Origin of the sequence: Streptomyces sp. MS19 (genome assembly GCF_047200595.1) — a bacterium.
Lineage (GTDB): Bacteria > Actinomycetota > Actinomycetes > Streptomycetales > Streptomycetaceae > Streptomyces.
This window is the reverse complement of record NZ_JBJZOH010000024.1, coordinates 34,858-50,787: the sequence shown is the minus strand read 5'-3', so window position 1 is coordinate 50,787 and position 15,930 is coordinate 34,858. Positions and strand designations below refer to the sequence as shown.

14 protein-coding genes and 1 pseudogene are annotated in these 15,930 nt (G+C 72.8%); 13 read left to right on the top strand and 2 right to left on the bottom strand.

Features of this window, described 5'->3' with window-relative positions; all coding sequences use genetic code 11:
* Positions 1 to 57: 57 nt before the first annotated feature.
* The gene (locus ACL02R_RS21155; protein WP_412798531.1) at positions 58 to 1,110 is read left to right on the top strand and encodes a hypothetical protein; all 1,053 of its coding nucleotides are present in this window, start codon (positions 58 to 60) and stop codon (positions 1,108 to 1,110) included.
* Between the two features lie 205 nt (positions 1,111 to 1,315).
* Here the strand turns inward: ACL02R_RS21155 and ACL02R_RS21150 are convergent.
* Positions 1,316 to 1,540, bottom strand: a pseudogene (locus ACL02R_RS21150) (DUF4267 domain-containing protein); the annotation flags it as partial.
* Between the two features lie 139 nt (positions 1,541 to 1,679).
* Positions 1,680 to 1,847, bottom strand: a complete 168-nt coding sequence (locus tag ACL02R_RS21145) for a hypothetical protein (protein WP_412798530.1) — start codon at positions 1,845 to 1,847, stop codon at positions 1,680 to 1,682.
* 42 nt (positions 1,848 to 1,889) lie between these two features.
* Between ACL02R_RS21145 and ACL02R_RS21140 the strand changes: the two genes are divergently transcribed.
* The 12 genes from ACL02R_RS21140 to ACL02R_RS21085 all read left to right on the top strand — a co-directional run bounded on the left by ACL02R_RS21140 (position 1,890) and on the right by ACL02R_RS21085 (position 15,929).
* The gene (locus tag ACL02R_RS21140; protein ID WP_412798564.1) at positions 1,890 to 2,465 is read left to right on the top strand and encodes a TetR/AcrR family transcriptional regulator; all 576 of its coding nucleotides are present in this window, start codon (positions 1,890 to 1,892) and stop codon (positions 2,463 to 2,465) included.
* Between the two features lie 138 nt (positions 2,466 to 2,603).
* Entirely contained in the window at positions 2,604 to 3,380 is a 777-nt protein-coding gene (locus ACL02R_RS21135; RefSeq protein WP_412798529.1) for an SDR family NAD(P)-dependent oxidoreductase, read from the top strand.
* 155 nt (positions 3,381 to 3,535) lie between these two features.
* Positions 3,536 to 4,747 carry an amidohydrolase gene (locus tag ACL02R_RS21130; protein ID WP_412798528.1) on the top strand — a complete coding sequence of 404 codons (1,212 nt, stop codon included), beginning with the start codon at positions 3,536 to 3,538 and terminating at the stop codon, positions 4,745 to 4,747.
* A gap of 148 nt (positions 4,748 to 4,895) precedes the next feature.
* Positions 4,896 to 5,948, top strand: a complete 1,053-nt coding sequence (locus tag ACL02R_RS21125) for a BMP family lipoprotein (RefSeq protein WP_412798527.1) — start codon at positions 4,896 to 4,898, stop codon at positions 5,946 to 5,948.
* Positions 5,949 to 6,139: 191 nt separating this feature from the next.
* Positions 6,140 to 7,762, top strand: a complete 1,623-nt coding sequence (locus ACL02R_RS21120; RefSeq protein WP_412798563.1) for an ABC transporter ATP-binding protein — start codon at positions 6,140 to 6,142, stop codon at positions 7,760 to 7,762.
* The gene (locus tag ACL02R_RS21115) at positions 7,759 to 8,904 is read left to right on the top strand and encodes an ABC transporter permease (protein ID WP_412798526.1); all 1,146 of its coding nucleotides are present in this window, start codon (positions 7,759 to 7,761) and stop codon (positions 8,902 to 8,904) included. The genes ACL02R_RS21120 and ACL02R_RS21115 overlap by 4 nt, the downstream gene beginning before the upstream one ends.
* Positions 8,901 to 10,175 (top strand): ABC transporter permease, encoded by a 1,275-nt coding sequence (locus ACL02R_RS21110; RefSeq protein ID WP_412798525.1) that lies wholly within the window; start codon positions 8,901 to 8,903, stop codon positions 10,173 to 10,175. Before ACL02R_RS21115 ends, ACL02R_RS21110 begins: the two co-directional genes overlap by 4 nt.
* 14 nt (positions 10,176 to 10,189) lie before the next feature.
* Positions 10,190 to 10,588, top strand: coding sequence for a cytidine deaminase (locus tag ACL02R_RS21105; protein ID WP_412798524.1), 399 nt, complete (start codon positions 10,190 to 10,192; stop codon positions 10,586 to 10,588).
* Between the two features lie 65 nt (positions 10,589 to 10,653).
* Positions 10,654 to 11,937: a thymidine phosphorylase gene (locus tag ACL02R_RS21100; protein WP_412798523.1), complete on the top strand. Its 1,284-nt coding sequence runs from the start codon at positions 10,654 to 10,656 to the stop codon at positions 11,935 to 11,937.
* A gap of 329 nt (positions 11,938 to 12,266) precedes the next feature.
* A complete protein-coding gene (gene mgtE / locus ACL02R_RS21095; RefSeq protein WP_412798522.1) occupies positions 12,267 to 13,592 on the top strand; it encodes a magnesium transporter in 1,326 nt (441 codons plus the stop codon).
* A 49-nt stretch (positions 13,593 to 13,641) separates the two neighbouring features.
* Entirely contained in the window at positions 13,642 to 14,811 is a 1,170-nt protein-coding gene (locus ACL02R_RS21090; protein WP_412798521.1) for a UDP-N-acetylglucosamine--N-acetylmuramyl-(pentapeptide) pyrophosphoryl-undecaprenol N-acetylglucosamine transferase, read from the top strand.
* A 95-nt stretch (positions 14,812 to 14,906) separates the two neighbouring features.
* Positions 14,907 to 15,929, top strand: a complete 1,023-nt coding sequence (locus tag ACL02R_RS21085; protein ID WP_412798520.1) for an NAD-dependent epimerase/dehydratase family protein — start codon at positions 14,907 to 14,909, stop codon at positions 15,927 to 15,929.
* Position 15,930: the final 1 nt, after the last annotated feature.

The window sequence follows — 15,930 nt, the reverse complement described above, 5'->3', positions numbered from 1 at the left end:
CCGGACAAGCCGGGGAGGACCCGGGGGGACCTGGGAGAAGGGGACGGGAGAGACCGCATGAGTGACCAGCCCGAGCAGACCCTGGCGTTCGCCGAGAGCCCGGTGCAACTGCTCAACACGGTGGAGTGGGCACACGCCTCGCTGCCCCCCGGCGGCGGCGTCACGATCGCGATCCTCCCGCCCCACGACCCCACGACCCGGGGCCAGCTGCGCCGCATGGCGCAGCTCGCCGGGGACGCGGGGCACCGCGTGCTGTGGCGGGAGGCGAGGGGCGGGGCCGTCGCGCCGTCGAAGACGCTCGCCACCCTGGCGGGCCCGCTGCGCAGGGCGCGGCGGCTCGTCGTCGGCGACCCGTTCTCCCGCTACCTGCAACTGCTGCTGTCGATGGCGGGGGACAGCGACATCGTCGTGGTGGACGACGGCACGGCCACCATGGAGTTCACCGCCCAGCTGGCCAGGGGCGAACGGCTGGTGCGCTGGCACCGGCCGCGCGCGCAGGGGGCGGCGGCGCTGCTGTTCTCGCCGGTGGCGCGGCGCGCCGTGCGGCGGCTGCGGCCGGTGCCGGGGCGGCGGGTCGAGGTGTTCACCGCCATGACGGTGCCGCCGCTGGAGGGCGCCACCGTCACGGACAACACGTTCGCCTGGACGCGGTCGGCCTTCGGACCGCCCCGGCTGACGGGCGGGGCCGACCTGGTCGGCACCTCGCTGGTCGAGACGGGCGTCCTGGACGAGGACCGCTACGTCGCGGCCGTCGCCGGGCTCGCCGCCGGGCAGGGCGTGACCCGTTACTTCGCGCACCGCAAGGAGAGCCGCGACAAGCTGGCGCGCCTCACGGCCGAGGCGGGCGTCGAGATCGTCCGCCCCGACCTGCCGCTCGAACTGGTCGCCAGACGCGGCCCGATCGGCAGCCGCGTCCTCAGCTTCCCCTCCACCGTCGTGCACACCCTGCCGCGCGTGCTGGCGGGGACGGGCAGCGAGGTCGTCGTCTGCGGCATAGACCCGCGCTGGTACACGGACGGCGTGACGGACCGCGCCTCCGGCTTCCTGGCCGACGTGACGAACACCGCCCTGGGCACCCACGGCCTGACATCCCTCCCCGCCTGCCCCTGACCCCCGCCGGCTCACGGCACCCCCAGCCTGGCGGCTGGGGGTGCCCCCAGATGCCGGTGCATCGCAAGGCGCCGGATCGCAGCTCATACCTGGCCGTATTCGCGCGATTCGGCAACGCAGCGAGGTTCCCCCAGGCCCGGAGGCCTGGGAGGTGCCCCCACGCCGGACGTCGTGAGACAGGCAAGACCCGCCGGACAGACCCCAGGGCGCGGCGGTGGCCCGTCACCAGCAGGATGCCGATGACCAGGCCCATCGAGAGTTCGCGGATGCCCTTCATGACGAGGAAGCCGTCGCCGTCGCCGGCGGGCCAGTCCGGCAGGCCGACGCCCGGGGTGGACGTCTCGGGGGTCAGGATGAAGGACAGCCCGAGGTAGAGGACGAACAGGGCGCCGACGGCGGCCAGGACCGTGTTGACGTTCTTCAGCGACATGGTGCTTCTCCTTCGATGTCCGGCTCGGGGTGGGGCGGCCGAGGCCCGCGCGTCACGGGCGAGGACGCCCGTGTGGTGCGGCGGCGGACGCGTGGCCGCCCGGGGAGGCACGGGGCCCTGCCCCCGGCGGCAGCCGATGTCATGCGTCGATCTGCTCGAAGACGTGCGGGTACGACACGACGTCCTGGGGGAACTCGGCCGCCATCCGCTGGAACTCCGGGCTGCCGAACGCCGTGGCGAGCGCCTCGGTCGACTCCCGGACCGCGACGTTCATCAGGAGCCGGCTGTACGCGGTCCCCTTGTGCATCCGCAGGGAGACGAATCCCGGCCGGGCCCTCATGAACCCTGCCTGGAGAACCAGCAGGTCGCACGCCGTTCCGACGCCACGCGCGCCACGATCCTCGACGCGGCCCGCGCGCGGTTCGCGGCGGACGGCTACGAGAAGGCGACCATCCGGGCCATCGCGCGCGACGCGCACATCGACCCGTCGATGGTGATGCGCTACTACGGCAGCAAGGCGGGCCTGTTCACGGCGGCCGTCGCGATCGACCCCGGCCTGCCCGGCCTGTCCCTCGAACCGCGCGAGGAGATCGGCCGGACGCTGGTGCGCCACTTCCTCACCCTGTGGGAGGAGAACGGGGAGCTCACCGCACTGATGCGTGTCGGTGCCACCGACCCGGCCGTCGCCGACCGCATGGGGAGCGTGCTGCGCGAGCAGCTGATCCCGCTGGCCCGCCTGCTGGGCCCCGAGCCGGAGCAGGCGCAGGCGCGGGCGCGGGCGGCGCTGTGCGCCTCGGCCGTGCTGGGGCTCGCGCTGACGCGCTACGTGCTGCGGTTCCCCGCGAGCGTGGCGCTCGGCCGCGAGGAGATCGTGGACTGGCTCGGCCCCACGGTCCAGCGGTACCTCACCGCGCCCACGCCCTGAGAGCGGCGGGCGCGTCCGCTCCCGCGAAGGCGGTCCGACTGGCCGACGGCCGGGGCAGTGCACATGCTGGACTGGTGAAGGACCGGGCGGACGTCCCCCGTCCGCCCGCCGGAACGGTGCTCCCGGAAGGACCCCCGCATGAGCAAGCTCGCCCTCGTCACCGGCGCCACCTCGGGGATCGGCAGGGCGTTCGCGGAACGCCTCGCCCGCGACGGCTACGACCTGATCGTCGTGGGCCGCCGCCAGGAGCGCCTCGCCGCGTTCGCCGCCGAGCACCCGGAGACCGACGTCCGCCCCGTCACCGCCGACCTGTCCACCGGCGACGGCATCGACACCCTCGCGGGGATCTGCGCCCGCGAACCGCTGGACATGCTGGTCAACAACGCCGGTGTCGCCCACTACATGCCGCTGGCCGACCTGCCCGCCGACAAGTCCCGTGAACTCGTCGACGTGAAGGTCCTCGCGCCCACACAGCTCATGCGCGCCGCCATCGGCCCCATGCTGCGGCGCGGCCGCGGCACCATCCTCAACGTCGCCGGGATGATCGCCTTCTCCGGCCCCGCCGACAAGAGCGTGCTGCCCCGCCGCGCCGTCTACGCGGGCACGCTCGCCTACCTCGTCGCCATGACCCAGGCCCTGGCCGCCGAGGTCGAGGGCTCCGGCGTCCGGGTCGGCGTCGTCTGCCCCGGCGTGGTGGCGACCGAGTTCCACTCCGTGCAGGGCATGGACCTGAGCGCGGTCCCGCGCATGAGCGCCGACGACCTCGTCACCGGCGCCCTGCGCGGGCTCGAACTCGGCGAGACCGTGAGCGCCCCCGGCGTCGAGGACTACGGACTCCTCCTGGACGTGTTCGCCGCCGACCTCGCCGCCTTCGGCGGCCAGAGCCCCCGGCTCGCCACCCGCTACACCGGGTGAACCTCCCCGCCCGGCGCGGCGCGAGCGCGAAGTACACAAAAAAAGCAGTCATACCCAGTCGTTCTCGGCCTTATGCGGCCGGGCACTAAGTCCGTCGTATGAACTTTCCATGATCACCGCGTACTTGCGGGGCGATCAGCGTTAATCTCGATCACGTGAGTGATCCCCTGTCCCCGGAGTCCGCACCGATCCCGCCCCTGGACGACCGCCTGCGCGCCGAGCTGATCGCGTTCCGCCGCGACCTGCACATGCACCCGGAGCTGGGCAACCAGGAGGTCCGCACCACCGCCGCCGTCGCGGCGCGCCTCACGCGCGCGGGCCTGGCCCCGCGCGTGCTCGACGGCGGGACCGGGCTGATCTGCGACGTACGCGCCCCCGGGCAGGACGGACCGCTCCTCGCGCTGCGCGCCGACCTCGACGCGCTGCCCATCCCCGACACCAAGACCGTCCCGTGGCGCTCCACCGTGCCCGACCGCGCCCACGCCTGCGGCCACGACGTGCACACCACCGTCGTCCTCGGCGCCGGTCTCGTGCTGGCCGAGGCAGCGGCGGCAGGACGCCTGTCGCGTCCGGTGCGGCTTCTCTTCCAGCCCGCCGAGGAGGTCCTCCCCGGCGGCGCGCAGGACGCCATCGAGGCCGGCGTGCTCGACGGCGTGGAACGCATCCTCGCGCTGCACTGCGACCCCAAGGTGGACGCCGGGCGCCTCGGCGTGCGCGTCGGCGCGATCACGTCCGCCTGCGACCGCGTCGAGGTCACCCTCGCCGGGCCCGGCGGCCACACCGCCCGCCCGCACCTGACGACCGACCTCGTCACCGCCGCCGCCAAGGTCGCCACCGAGGTCCCCGCGCTGCTCGCCCGCCGCGTGGACACCCGCGCCGGGATGGCCGTCACCTGGGGGCGGCTGACCACCGGCCACGCGCCCAACGTCATCCCGCAGACCGCCCACCTGTCCGGCACCATGCGCTGCCTCGACCTGGCCGCCTGGCGCGCGGCGCCCGACCTGGTGCACGCCGCCGTGGACGAGGTGGCGGCGCTGTACCGCGCCAAGTCGGAGATCCAGTACATCCGGGGCGTCCCGCCGGTCGTCAACGACGCCGCGTCCACCGCCCTGCTCGCCGAGGCGATGACGGTCCGCTTCGGCGCGGAGACCGTCGAGGAGACCGAGCAGAGCCTCGGCGGCGAGGACTTCTCCTGGTACCTCGAACGCGTCCCGGGCGCCATGGCGCGCCTCGGCGTCCGCCCCCCGGCGGTCCCCGGGCTCCCGCGGCCGGCCGCCAAGGACATTCACCAAGGCGATTTCGACGTGGACGAGAACGCCATCGCGGTCGGCGTGGACCTCCTCGCGACGGCGGCGCTGCTGGGCTGACGTACGCCGGAGCGCCATGTTGCGGACGTATTTCGTCAGCACCGATCTGATAACGGGAACAGCTCTCCTCTTCCCCCTGGATCTACGCGCGTTACGATCTGGCGCAACGGCGCCGTAGGAGGCGCTTTCGACCGAAGGGAACGTCCTCTTGCGCCGCGTATCAAGGCTTTCGGCCACGATCGCCGTCACCGCCGTCCTCGCCCTCGCCGCCACCGCCTGCGGTGAGAGCTCCACCGAGTCCAACAGCAACGATGGCGCGAGCAACGGCACCGAACAGGGCACCGTCGGCATCGCCTTCGACGTCGGCGGCCGTGACGACCACTCGTTCAACGAGGCGGCGGCCCGCGCGGGCGACCAGGCCGAGGAAGAGCTGGGCCTCCAGGTCGAGTACCAGACGGCCGGCAACGACGACACCCACGACGACCGCGTGCAGCGCCTGACCGCCATGGCGCAGGCCGGCTACAACCCGGTCATCGGCGTCGGCTACCTCTACGCCCCGGCCCTCGAAGAGGTCGCCGCGGAGTTCCCCGACACGACCTTCGGCATCGTGGACGCCGCCCCCGAGGCGGAGAACGCGTACGGCATGACGTTCGCCGAGCACGAGGGCTCGTACCTCGCCGGTGTCGCCGCCGCCCTCAAGTCCGAGAGCGGCCAGATCGGCTTCATCGGCGCCATGCCGAACCCGCTGATCCAGAAGTTCGAGGCCGGGTTCGTGCAGGGCGCCGAGGCGACCAACCCCGACATCGACGTGGACGTCCGCTACCTGTACGACGACGACGACCGGGGCTACAACGACCCGGCGCGTGCCGCCGAGAACGCCAGCGTGATGCTCGCCGACGGCGTGGACGTCATCTACACCGCCGCCGGCGGTTCCGGCGTCGGCTCGATCGAGACCGTCGCCGGTGTGGACGGCGCCTGGGCGATCGGCGTCGACTCGGACGCCTACGTGCAGCCGGGCCTGGCGGACTACCAGGACCACATCCTCACCTCGATGGTGAAGAGCGTGGACGTCGCGGTCTACGACCTCATCGAGTCGGTGCAGGAGGGCGAGGCCCCCTCGGGCACGCACACCTACACCCTCGCCGAGGGCGGCGTCTCGCTGTCCACCTCGGGCGGCTACATCGACGACATCGCCGACGAGATCCAGGCCGCGACCGACGGCATCGTCAACGGCGACATCGTGGTGAGCGAGACCCCGTAACCGACGCCCGCGGCCTCGCCGCCGGATTCCCCGCCCCCGCGCCCCGCGCACGGGAGGCGGGGGACCGGCGGCACCGCTACGCGGGTAGAGGGTGAACGGGCCCCCGACCCGGTACCACCGGACCCCCGGCGCGGTACGGTCCCCCACGAGCAGGACCGGCCGACGACGTCCCCGTCCGAGGAGAGTGCGACATCCCAGCCCCCAGCAGCAGCGCGGTCGAACTGCGCGGCATCACGAAACGCTTCCCCGGCGTCGTCGCGAACCATGACATCGACATCACCGTCACGCGCGGCACCGTGCACGCCCTGGTCGGCGAGAACGGCGCCGGCAAGTCCACGCTGATGAAGATCCTCTACGGGATGCAGCGGCCGGACGAGGGCACCATCGCCGTCGACGGCGAGCAGGTCGCGTTCCGCTCCCCGGCGGACGCGATAGCCCGGGGCGTCGGCATGGTGCACCAGCACTTCATGCTCGCCGACAACCTCACGGTGCTGGAGAACGTCGTCCTCGGCGCGGAGAAGGCGTACGGCATCGGCGCGCGCGCCCGCGCGCGCATCACCGAGCTGTCCGACACGTACGGCCTCCAGATCCGCCCGGACGTGCTGGTCGAGGACATCGGCGTCGCCGACCGCCAGCGCGTCGAGATCCTCAAGGTCCTCTACCGCGGCGCCCGCACGCTGATCCTCGACGAGCCGACCGCCGTCCTCGTGCCGCAGGAGGTGGACGCGCTCTTCGGCAACCTGCGCGAGCTGACCGCCGAGGGCCTCACCGTCCTGTTCATCTCGCACAAGCTCGGCGAGGTCCTCTCCGTCGCCGACGACATCACCGTCATCCGGCGCGGCACGACGGTCGCGACCGTCAAGCCCGCGGACACCGACCCCCGGGCGCTCGCCGAACTGATGGTCGGCAGCCAGCTGCCGACCCCCGGGACACGCGAGTCCACCGTCACCGACGAGCCGGTGCTGACCGTCGAGGGCCTGCGCCTGACCGGCACCGACGCGGACGGCACCGCGCGCGACCTGCTGACGGACGTCGCGTTCACGATCCACCGCGGCGAGGTCCTGGGCATCGCCGGTGTGGAGGGCAACGGGCAGGCGGAGCTGGTCGAGGCGGTCATGGGCATCCGCGACCCCGACGCGGGCCGGATCACGCTCGACGGCGACGACATCTCGCACGCCCCCACCCGCCGCCGCCGCGTCGCCGGGATCGGCTACATCCCCGAGGACCGCCACCGCCACGGCCTGCTGCTCGACGCGCCGCTGTGGGAGAACCGCATGCTGGGGCACGTCACCGAGCGGCCGAACAGCAAGGGCGCCTGGCTGACGGCCTCGGACGCCCGCGCCGACACACGCCGGATCGTCGAGGAGTACGACGTCCGCACGCCCGGCATCGAGGTGACGGCCGGTTCGCTGTCCGGCGGCAACCAGCAGAAGCTGATCGTCGGCCGCGAGATGAGCCACCGCCCCAAGGTCCTGATCGCCGCGCACCCGACGCGCGGCGTGGACGTCGGCGCGCAGGCGCAGATCTGGGACGAGATCCGCCGCGCGCGCCGCGAGGGCCTGGCCGTCCTGCTGATCTCCGCCGACCTGGACGAGCTGATCGGCCTGTCCGACACCCTCCGCGTGATGTACCGGGGACGGCTCGTCGCCGACGCCGACCCGGCCACGGTCACCCCGGAGGAACTGGGCACGGCGATGACCGGCGCCACGTCCGGCCACCTGGAGCAGCACGGCGTCCCCGCGCCGGAGCGTACGGACCCGGAGCGTACGGACGGGCGCACGGCCCCCGAGACCCCGAAGGAGGGCGACCGGTGAACACCCTTCTGCGGCGCGGCGGCACGGAACGCCGGGAGAAGCTGGTCCTCGGCCTCGCCGCCCCGGTGCTGGCGCTGGTGACCGCCCTGGTCATCACGACGCTGGTGCTGCTGGCGACGGGCGACGACCCGTTCCGCGCCTACCAGGTGATGGCGGACTTCGGCAGCAAGAGCGACAGCCAGGTCTGGATCATCAACAAGGCGATCCCGTACTACCTGGCGGCCGTCGCCGTCGCGGTCGGCTTCCGGATGAACCTGTTCAACATCGGTGTGGACGGCCAGTACCGCGTCGCCGCGTTCTTCGCGGCCGTGGTCGGCGGCGCGCTGACGCTGCCCGGCATCGTGCAGATCCCGCTGATCATCCTCGTCGCGATGGTGTGCGGCGGCGTGTGGGCGGGCATCGCGGGCTGGCTGAAGGCGACGCGCGGTGTCAGCGAGGTCATCACGACCATCATGCTGAACTTCATCGCGGGCTCGCTGATCAGCTACTTCTTCAAGGAAGGCCGGCTCGCCGAGCGCAACGGCAACTTCCTGAACACCCCGGAGATCCCGGAGTCGAGCTACTTCTTCGAGATCAGCACGAGCGTCCAGCCCGTCAACGGCACCTTCGTGCTGGCGATCGCGGCGGGCGTCGCGTACTGGCTGGTGCTCGGCAGGACCCGCTTCGGCTTCGACCTGCGGGCCGTCGGCCGCTCCGAGTCCGCCGCCGAGGCGAGCGGCGTGAGCGTACGGCGCACGGTCGTCACGGCCATGCTGCTGTCCGGCGCCATCGCGGGCCTGGTCGGCATGCCGACGCTGCTCGGCCAGTCCGGCAGCTACGGCAGCGACTTCCCCGAGGGCCTGGGCTTCACCGGCATCGCGATCGCCCTCCTCGGGCGGAACAACGCGGTCGGCATGGGCCTGGCCGCCCTCCTGTGGTGCTTCCTCGAACGCACCGGCACCCAGCTGGAGTTCGAGGGCTACGCGCAGGAGATCGTCGGCGTGATGCAGGGCGTCATCGTCCTGTCCGTGGTGATCGCCTACGAGCTGGTGCGCCGCTGGGGCGTCAGGCGGCAGCAGCGCAGGGTCGGCGAGGAGCTGGCCGCCCGCGCGCGCCGCACCCGTAAGGACAAGGACCAGGACCCGGCGGAGGTGTCCGCGTGACCACCGAACTCGACACCGGCCCGGCGCCCGCCGCCGCGCCGCCGAAGGCACGCCGCCGCCTGCGGTACCCGCAGGTGCTGCTGCTGCTCGCGGGCGCGCTCGTGCTGCTGTCCCTGGTCCGCGTCGTGACGGACGAGAACAGCCTGACGGCCACCGCGCAGTGGACGGCCGCCATGACGTTCGCCGTGCCCATCGGCCTCGCCGGTCTCGCCGGGCTGTGGTCCGAACGCGCCGGTGTGATCAACATCGGGCTCGAAGGCATGATGATGCTCGGCCTGCTGATGGCGGGCTGGGCCGGCTGGCACTGGGGCCCGTGGGTCGCGGTCCTCGCCGGGATCGCCGGCGGCGCGCTCGGCGGCCTGGTGCACGCGGTCGCGACCGTGACGTTCGGCGTGGACCACATCGTCTCCGGTGTGGCGATGAACATCCTGGCGCTGGGCGTCGTGCAGTTCCTCGCGAAGGAGATGTTCAACACCGCGGAGGCGGCGGCGGACGGCGGCAACGACAAGCAGTCCCCGCAGATGGAGCGCCTCGAACCGTTCTCCGTGCCCGGCGTCTCCGACTGGCTCGGCGACCTGGCGGACAAGCACTGGTTCCTGGTGTCGGACGCGGCGGGCATCCTCGGCGCCGCGGTGCACAACGTGCCGTGGCTGACGCTGCTGGCGGTCGTGCTGTTCGTGGCCACGTGGTACGTGCTGTGGCGCTCCCCGTTCGGCCTGCGGCTGCGGTCCTGTGGCGAGAACCCGGAGGCGACCGAGTCGCTGGGCGTCAACGTGTACGCGTACAAGTACGCCGCCGTGATCGTCTCCGGCGGTCTCGCGGGCCTCGGCGGCGCGTACCTCGCCGTCCTCATCCGCATGTACCAGGAGGGGCAGACCGGCGGCCGCGGCTACCTGGGCCTGGCCACCATGATCTTCGGCAACTGGCGCCCCGGCGGCGTCGCGACGGGCGCGGGCCTGTTCGGCTTCATGGACGCGCTCCAGACGCGCGGCGGCGGCGCGGTGGTGCACGCGACGCTGCTGCTGTTCGCGCTGGCCCTGGTCGCGCTCGCGGTCTGGTGGTGGACGCGCGGCAAGCGCCTCCAGGCGGCGGTCGGCGCGGGCGTGGCCGTGCTGCTGGTGCTCTGGTACGCGGTGACCGACGAGATGCCGCTCGAACTGGTCAGCGCCAGCCCGTACCTCACGACGCTGCTGGTCCTGACGCTCTTCGCGCAACGGCTGCGGACACCCCGCGCGGTCGGCCGCTCGTACCGGCGGGGGCAGGGCGGATGACGGAGAATCAGCCCATGGACGACGCTGCGACCGACGGCACCGACTGGGACGCCCTGCGCGCGGCGGCGCGGGACGCGATGGCCCGCGCGTACGCCCCGTACTCCTCCTACCCGGTGGGCGCCGCCGCCCTGGTGGACGACGGCAGGACCGTCACCGGCTGCAACGTCGAAAACGCCTCCTACGGCCTCGGCCTGTGCGCCGAGTGCGGCCTCGTCTCCGCCCTGCACGCCACCGGCGGCGGACGCCTGACGCACTTCACCTGCTGCAACGGCGCGGGCGACCGCATCACGCCGTGCGGCCGGTGCCGCCAGCTCCTCATGGAGCACGGCGGCCCCGGCCTCCTGGTGGACACGGCGGACGGCGTACGCCCCCTGTCCGCGCTGCTGCCCGACGCCTGGCACCTCGCGCAGTAGGCCCGCCTCCCCCTCCTTTCAAGGCCCCTCCTTTCAAGGCCCCTCCTTTCAAGGAACTGCTGCGCATGCACACGCACGACGCCATCTCCGTCATCCGCGCCAAGCGCGACGGCCACGCCCTGACCCCCGGCCAGATCGACTGGGTGATCGACGCGTACGTCCGCGGCGAGGTCGCCGACGAGCAGATGTCCGCGCTCGCCATGGCGACCCTGCTCAACGGCATGGACCGCGCCGAGATCGCCCGCTGGACCGCCGCGATGATCGCCTCCGGCGAGCGGATGGACTTCGGCGCCCTGCCGCTGCCGACGACCGACAAGCACTCCACGGGCGGCGTCGGCGACAAGATCACGCTGCCGCTCGCCCCGCTCGTCGCCGCCTGCGGCGCGGCCGTCCCCCAGCTGTCCGGGCGCGGCCTCGGCCACACCGGCGGCACGCTGGACAAGCTGGAGGCGATCCCCGGCTGGCGGGCGCGGCTGTCGGGCGACGAGATGATGACCGTGCTGCGCGACACCGGCGCCGTCATCTGCGCGGCGGGCGAGGGCCTGGCCCCGGCGGACCGCAAGCTGTACGCGCTGCGCGACGTCACCGGCACCGTCGAGTCGATCCCGCTGATCGCGTCCTCGATCATGTCGAAGAAGATCGCCGAGGGCACCGGCGCGCTCGTCCTCGACGTCAAGGTCGGCTCCGGCGCGTTCATGAAGACGTTCGAGGACGCGCGCGAACTCGCCGCGACCATGGTCGAGCTGGGCACCGACAGCGGCGTCCGCACGGTCGCGCTGCTCACCGACATGTCCACCCCGCTGGGCCTGACGGCGGGCAACGGCCTGGAGGTCCGCGAGTCCGTCGAGGTCCTCGCGGGCGGCGGGCCGGCCGATGTCGTGGAGCTGACCCTCGCGCTCGCCCGCGAGATGCTCGACGCGGCCGGGCTCACCGGCGCCGACCCGGAGCGCGCCCTCAAGGACGGCTCGGCCATGGACCGCTGGCGCCGCATGATCGCCGCGCAGGGCGGCGACCCGGACGCGCCGCTGCCGGTCGCCAGGGAGACCCACACCGTCACCGCGCCCGCGAGCGGCGTGCTGACGCGGCTGGACGCGTACGCGGTCGGGCTCGCCGCCTGGCGGCTCGGCGCGGGCCGGGCGCGCAAGGAGGACCCGGTGCAGGCGGCGGCCGGTGTCGAGCTGCACGCCAAGCCGGGGGACCGGGTGACGGCGGGCGCCCCGCTGCTGACGCTGCACACCGACACCCCGGAGCGTTTCGACGCGGCGCTGGCCGCCCTCGAAGGCGACGCCATCGCGGTCGGGCAGGAGTCGCCGGGGCCGCGCAGGACGGTGCTCGACCGGCTGGCCTGACGCCCCGGCGCGGGCGCCCGGCGCGCGCTACCGGGCGTTCACTCCCGCCTACGGGACGTTCATGGTGACGAGCGGCACCTCGTGGCCCGCGATGTCCGGTATGCGGCTTCCGGCCTGCCATGATCGTGCCCGATGCCTAGTACCCTGAAGAACGGTTTCGGCGGAACGACACGGCGGGAGGTGATGCTGCGATGCGCAGTGAACCTCCCAGTCATCCCCCGCGCCACGCCTCCTCGCCCGGGTGAGATCCGTACCACCCGGGCCGGCAGGCGTGTGCGCGTACCTCGGATGTCCGTGCCCGTCTTCCGATCCCCGGGGGTTCCCTCGTCATGACGCACCTGCCCGCGCTGCTTGAGGAGCACGACCTCGCCGGCGCGCTCGAATGGCTGGAGACCCAGCCGCCGTACGCCATCGCCGACGAGATCGCGCGCATGGACGCCGTCGAGTCCGTCATCACCTTCCGGCTGCTCGACAAGGACCGTGCCCTGGAGGTCTTCGAGGAACTGGACCCGGTCGACCAGCAGCAGATCCTCGAAGGGCTGCGCGACCAGGCGTTCCGCGACCTCGTCGAGGGCATGGACCCGGACGACCGCGCCCGCATGCTCAAGGAGGCACCGGCCAAGGTCGCCCAGCGCGTCCTCGCCGGACTGAGCGCGCACGAACGGCAGATGACCGCCGCGCTCCTCGGCTACCCCGAGGGCTCGGTCGGCCGCTACATGACGCCCGAGACGGTCGCGCTCCAGCAGGACCTGACGGTCGGCCAGGCCCTGGAGGTCGTACGGCTGCGGGGCGCGCGGGCGGAGACGATCTACACGCTCCCGGTCGTGGACCGTGGCCGCCGTCTCACCGGCATCGTGGAGCTGCGCGAACTCGTTCTCAGTGAGCCGGAGGCCATGGTCTCGGCCCTCGTCGTCACCGAGCCGCCGATGGCCCAGGCGGCCGAACCGGCCGAGACGGCGGCTCGCCTGATGCGCGAGACGAACGTGCTCGACCTGCCCGTCGTGGACAGCGAACAGCGCCTCGTCGGCCTGCTCACCAGCGACGACGCGTTCGAGGTCATCGAGGCGGCGGACAGCGAGGACGTCGCGCGCCAGGCGGGCGCCGAGCCGCTGGAGCGGCACTACATGTCGGCCAGCGTCTTCCAGTTGTCGCGCACGCGCATGCTGTGGCTGATGCTGCTGCTGGTCGCGGCGACGATGACCGTCTCCGTCAACCGGCTGTACGAGGGCGAACTGGAGGCCGTCACCCAGCTCGCGCTCTTCGTCCCGCTGCTGATCGGCACCGGCGGCAACACCGGCGCCCAGGCCGCCACCGCGGCCGTCCGTGCCCTGGCGGTCGGCGAGGTGCGGACCTCGGACCTGCTGAAGGTGATCTGGCGCGAGTGCCGCACGGGCCTGCTGCTGGGCGCGATGCTGGCGGCACTCGGCTTCGTCGTCGGCTCGCTCTTCGTGGATGTGGACGTGGCCGCCGTGGTGGCGATCACTCTCGTCGTCATCTGCGCATGGGCCTCGACAGTGGGCGGGACGATGCCCCTCCTGGCCAAGAAACTCCGCATCGACCCCGCGGTGGTGTCGGCCCCCATGGTCACCACCCTGGTGGACGCGACGGGCCTGGTCATCTACTTCACGACAGCCAAACTGATCCTCGGCATCTGACCCGCGCCCGAACACCCGTCAGCCTGTGGGAGGCTCGGCGTCTCGGTCGATGGAGGAGTGTGCGGTGGCTGTGTTCCGGTTGATGGTGACGGGTGGCGGGACGGGTGGTCACACGTATCCGGCGCTGACGGCGGTGCGGTGTCTGCGGGAGCGTCTCGCGGCGGATGGCCGGGCGCTTGAGGTCCTGTGGGTGGGGACAGCCGGTGGGCTGGAGTCCCGGGTGGCGGCCGGGGAGGGGATCGCGTTCGCGTCGGTGGCGACGGGGAAGATCCGCCGGGCGAGGAATCCGCTGAAGATGCTGTCCCCTGCCAATGTGCGGGACATGGCGCGGGTTCCGCTGGGGATCGCGCAGGCGCGGTCGTTGATCTCCCGGTTCGGGCCGGACGTGGTGCTGGCCACCGGCGGGTACGTCGCCGTTCCGGTGGGGGTGGCCGCGACGCGGCTGTGCGGCAGGCCGCTGGTCGTGCACGAGCAGACGGTGCGTCTTGGCCTGGCCAACCGCACGCTGGCCGGGCGGGCGACCCGGATCGCGGTCTCGTCGCCCTCGACCGTGCCCCTGCTGCCGGAGGCCGCCCGCGCCAGGGCGGTGGTGACGGGCAACCCGGTCCGCCCCGAAGTCCTGACCGGACGGCCGGAGAAGGCCGTCGAGACCCTGGGCCTGCACGGTTTCGACGGGCGGCTGCCGACCGTCTACGTCACCGGCGGCGCGCAGGGATCGCAGCAGATCAACGGCCTGGTGGCGGACGTACTGCCCTGGCTCCTCGGCCACGCGAACGTGATCCACCAGTGCGGACCCGACAACGCCGGGGCTCTGCGCGCCCGCACGGCCGCCCTGCCGCCGCAGCTGGCCGGGCGTTACCACCTGACCGGCTTCGTCGGCCCCGAACTGCCGGACGTGCTGGCTCTCGCAGACCTGGTGATCGCCCGCAGCGGCGCCGGGACGATCGCCGAACTCACCGCCCTGGGACGCCCCGCCGTCTTCATCCCCCTGGCGACCTCGGCAGGCGACGAACAGGCACACAACGCGCGCTGGCTCGAAGAACAGGGCGCCGCACTGGCCCTGACGGGCGACCTCACACCCGCCCGACTCCAAGAGGCGCTGCACCCCCTCCTCACCGACCCCACCCGCCGCACACAGATGGCCGCGAACGCCCGCACACTGGGCCGCCCCGACGCAGCCGACCGCCTCGTGGACCTCGTTCTCTCCGCCGTGTCCTGACAGGTCCCCGTCGGCTCGGTCTCTCCGATGGCTTCCGGACACTGTTACGTCCCCGGGCGGTGGAGGTGGGGTTGTCGGGCGGGCAGTATCCGGGCATGCGGATTCTTGTGCTGGGCGGTAGTTGGTTTCTGGGGCGTGCTCTTGCGGTGCAGGCTCTCGGGCGTGGCTGGGAGGTCACGACGTTCAACCGGGGGCGTAGTGGCGGTGATGTGCCGGGGGTGCGGGCGGTGCGTGGGGACCGGGCGGTTGAGGAGGATCTCAAGCGGCTGGCGGACGCGGGCTCCTGGGATGCCGTGGTGGACACCAGCTCGGCCGACTTCGCGCCCCGGCGTGTGCTGGCGGCTGCGCGCGTGCTGGAGGGGGTGGCCAGGCGGTATGTGTACGTTTCTACGGTGAACGCGTACGCGGGCTGGCCAGAGGAGCCGTTGACGGAAGGCTCTCCGCTGCTGGATGCGCCGCCGGACGCGGACGACGACTTCGGGCGCGAGAGGTCGCCGGCCACCTACTACGGTGTACAGAAGGCGGGCTCCGAGCGGGCCGTGCTGGCCATGTTCGGCGAGGCTCGCTCGGTGATCCTGCGGCCCGGTGTCATCCTCGGTCCGGAGGAGTACGTGGGCCGCCTCCCGTGGTGGCTGCGCCGCGCCGAACGCGGCGGCCCGATCCTTGCCCCCGGGACCCCGGAGCAGACGATCCAGCCCATCGACGTACGGGACGTGGCGCGCTTCGCGCTCGACCGGGCCGCCGCCGCGACCGGCGGCGCGTTCAACCTGGCCGCGCCCATCGGCCGGGAGACGATGGGCGGCTTCCTCGACGCCTGCCTGCACACGACCGGCAGCACCGGCGAACTGCGATGGGTCACCGCCGACTTCCTGGCCGGGCACGGCGTGCGGCAGTGGACGGAACTGCCGCTGTGGCGCACCGCGCCCGGCGCCTGGGCCGTGGACGCGACCGCCGCCCACACAGCCGGACTCCACTGCCGCCCCCTGTCCACCACAGTGGCCGACACCTGGAACTGGCTGCGCGCCGGAGGCCGAGCGGTAGAACACCCCCGCTGGCACGACCACGGCATCGAGCGGCTGAAAGAAGCAGCGTTGTTGGCCACTTGCCCGCCCGTCTGAC

What these genes read in the sequence shown, in the direction of transcription:
- ACL02R_RS21135 (WP_412798529.1), top strand. Translation starts at nt 2,604, where the DNA reads ATGAGCAAGCTCGCCCTCGTCACCGGCGCCACCTCGGGGATCGGCAGG.
- ACL02R_RS21085 (WP_412798520.1), top strand. Translation starts at nt 14,907, where the DNA reads ATGCGGATTCTTGTGCTGGGCGGTAGTTGGTTTCTGGGGCGTGCTCTT.
- ACL02R_RS21105 (WP_412798524.1), top strand. Translation starts at nt 10,190, where the DNA reads ATGGACGACGCTGCGACCGACGGCACCGACTGGGACGCCCTGCGCGCG.
- ACL02R_RS21090 (WP_412798521.1), top strand. Translation starts at nt 13,642, where the DNA reads ATGGAGGAGTGTGCGGTGGCTGTGTTCCGGTTGATGGTGACGGGTGGC.
- ACL02R_RS21145 (WP_412798530.1), bottom strand. Translation starts at nt 1,847, where the DNA reads ATGCACAAGGGGACCGCGTACAGCCGGCTCCTGATGAACGTCGCGGTC.
- mgtE (WP_412798522.1), top strand. Translation starts at nt 12,267, where the DNA reads ATGACGCACCTGCCCGCGCTGCTTGAGGAGCACGACCTCGCCGGCGCG.
- ACL02R_RS21100 (WP_412798523.1), top strand. Translation starts at nt 10,654, where the DNA reads ATGCACACGCACGACGCCATCTCCGTCATCCGCGCCAAGCGCGACGGC.
- ACL02R_RS21155 (WP_412798531.1), top strand. Translation starts at nt 58, where the DNA reads ATGAGTGACCAGCCCGAGCAGACCCTGGCGTTCGCCGAGAGCCCGGTG.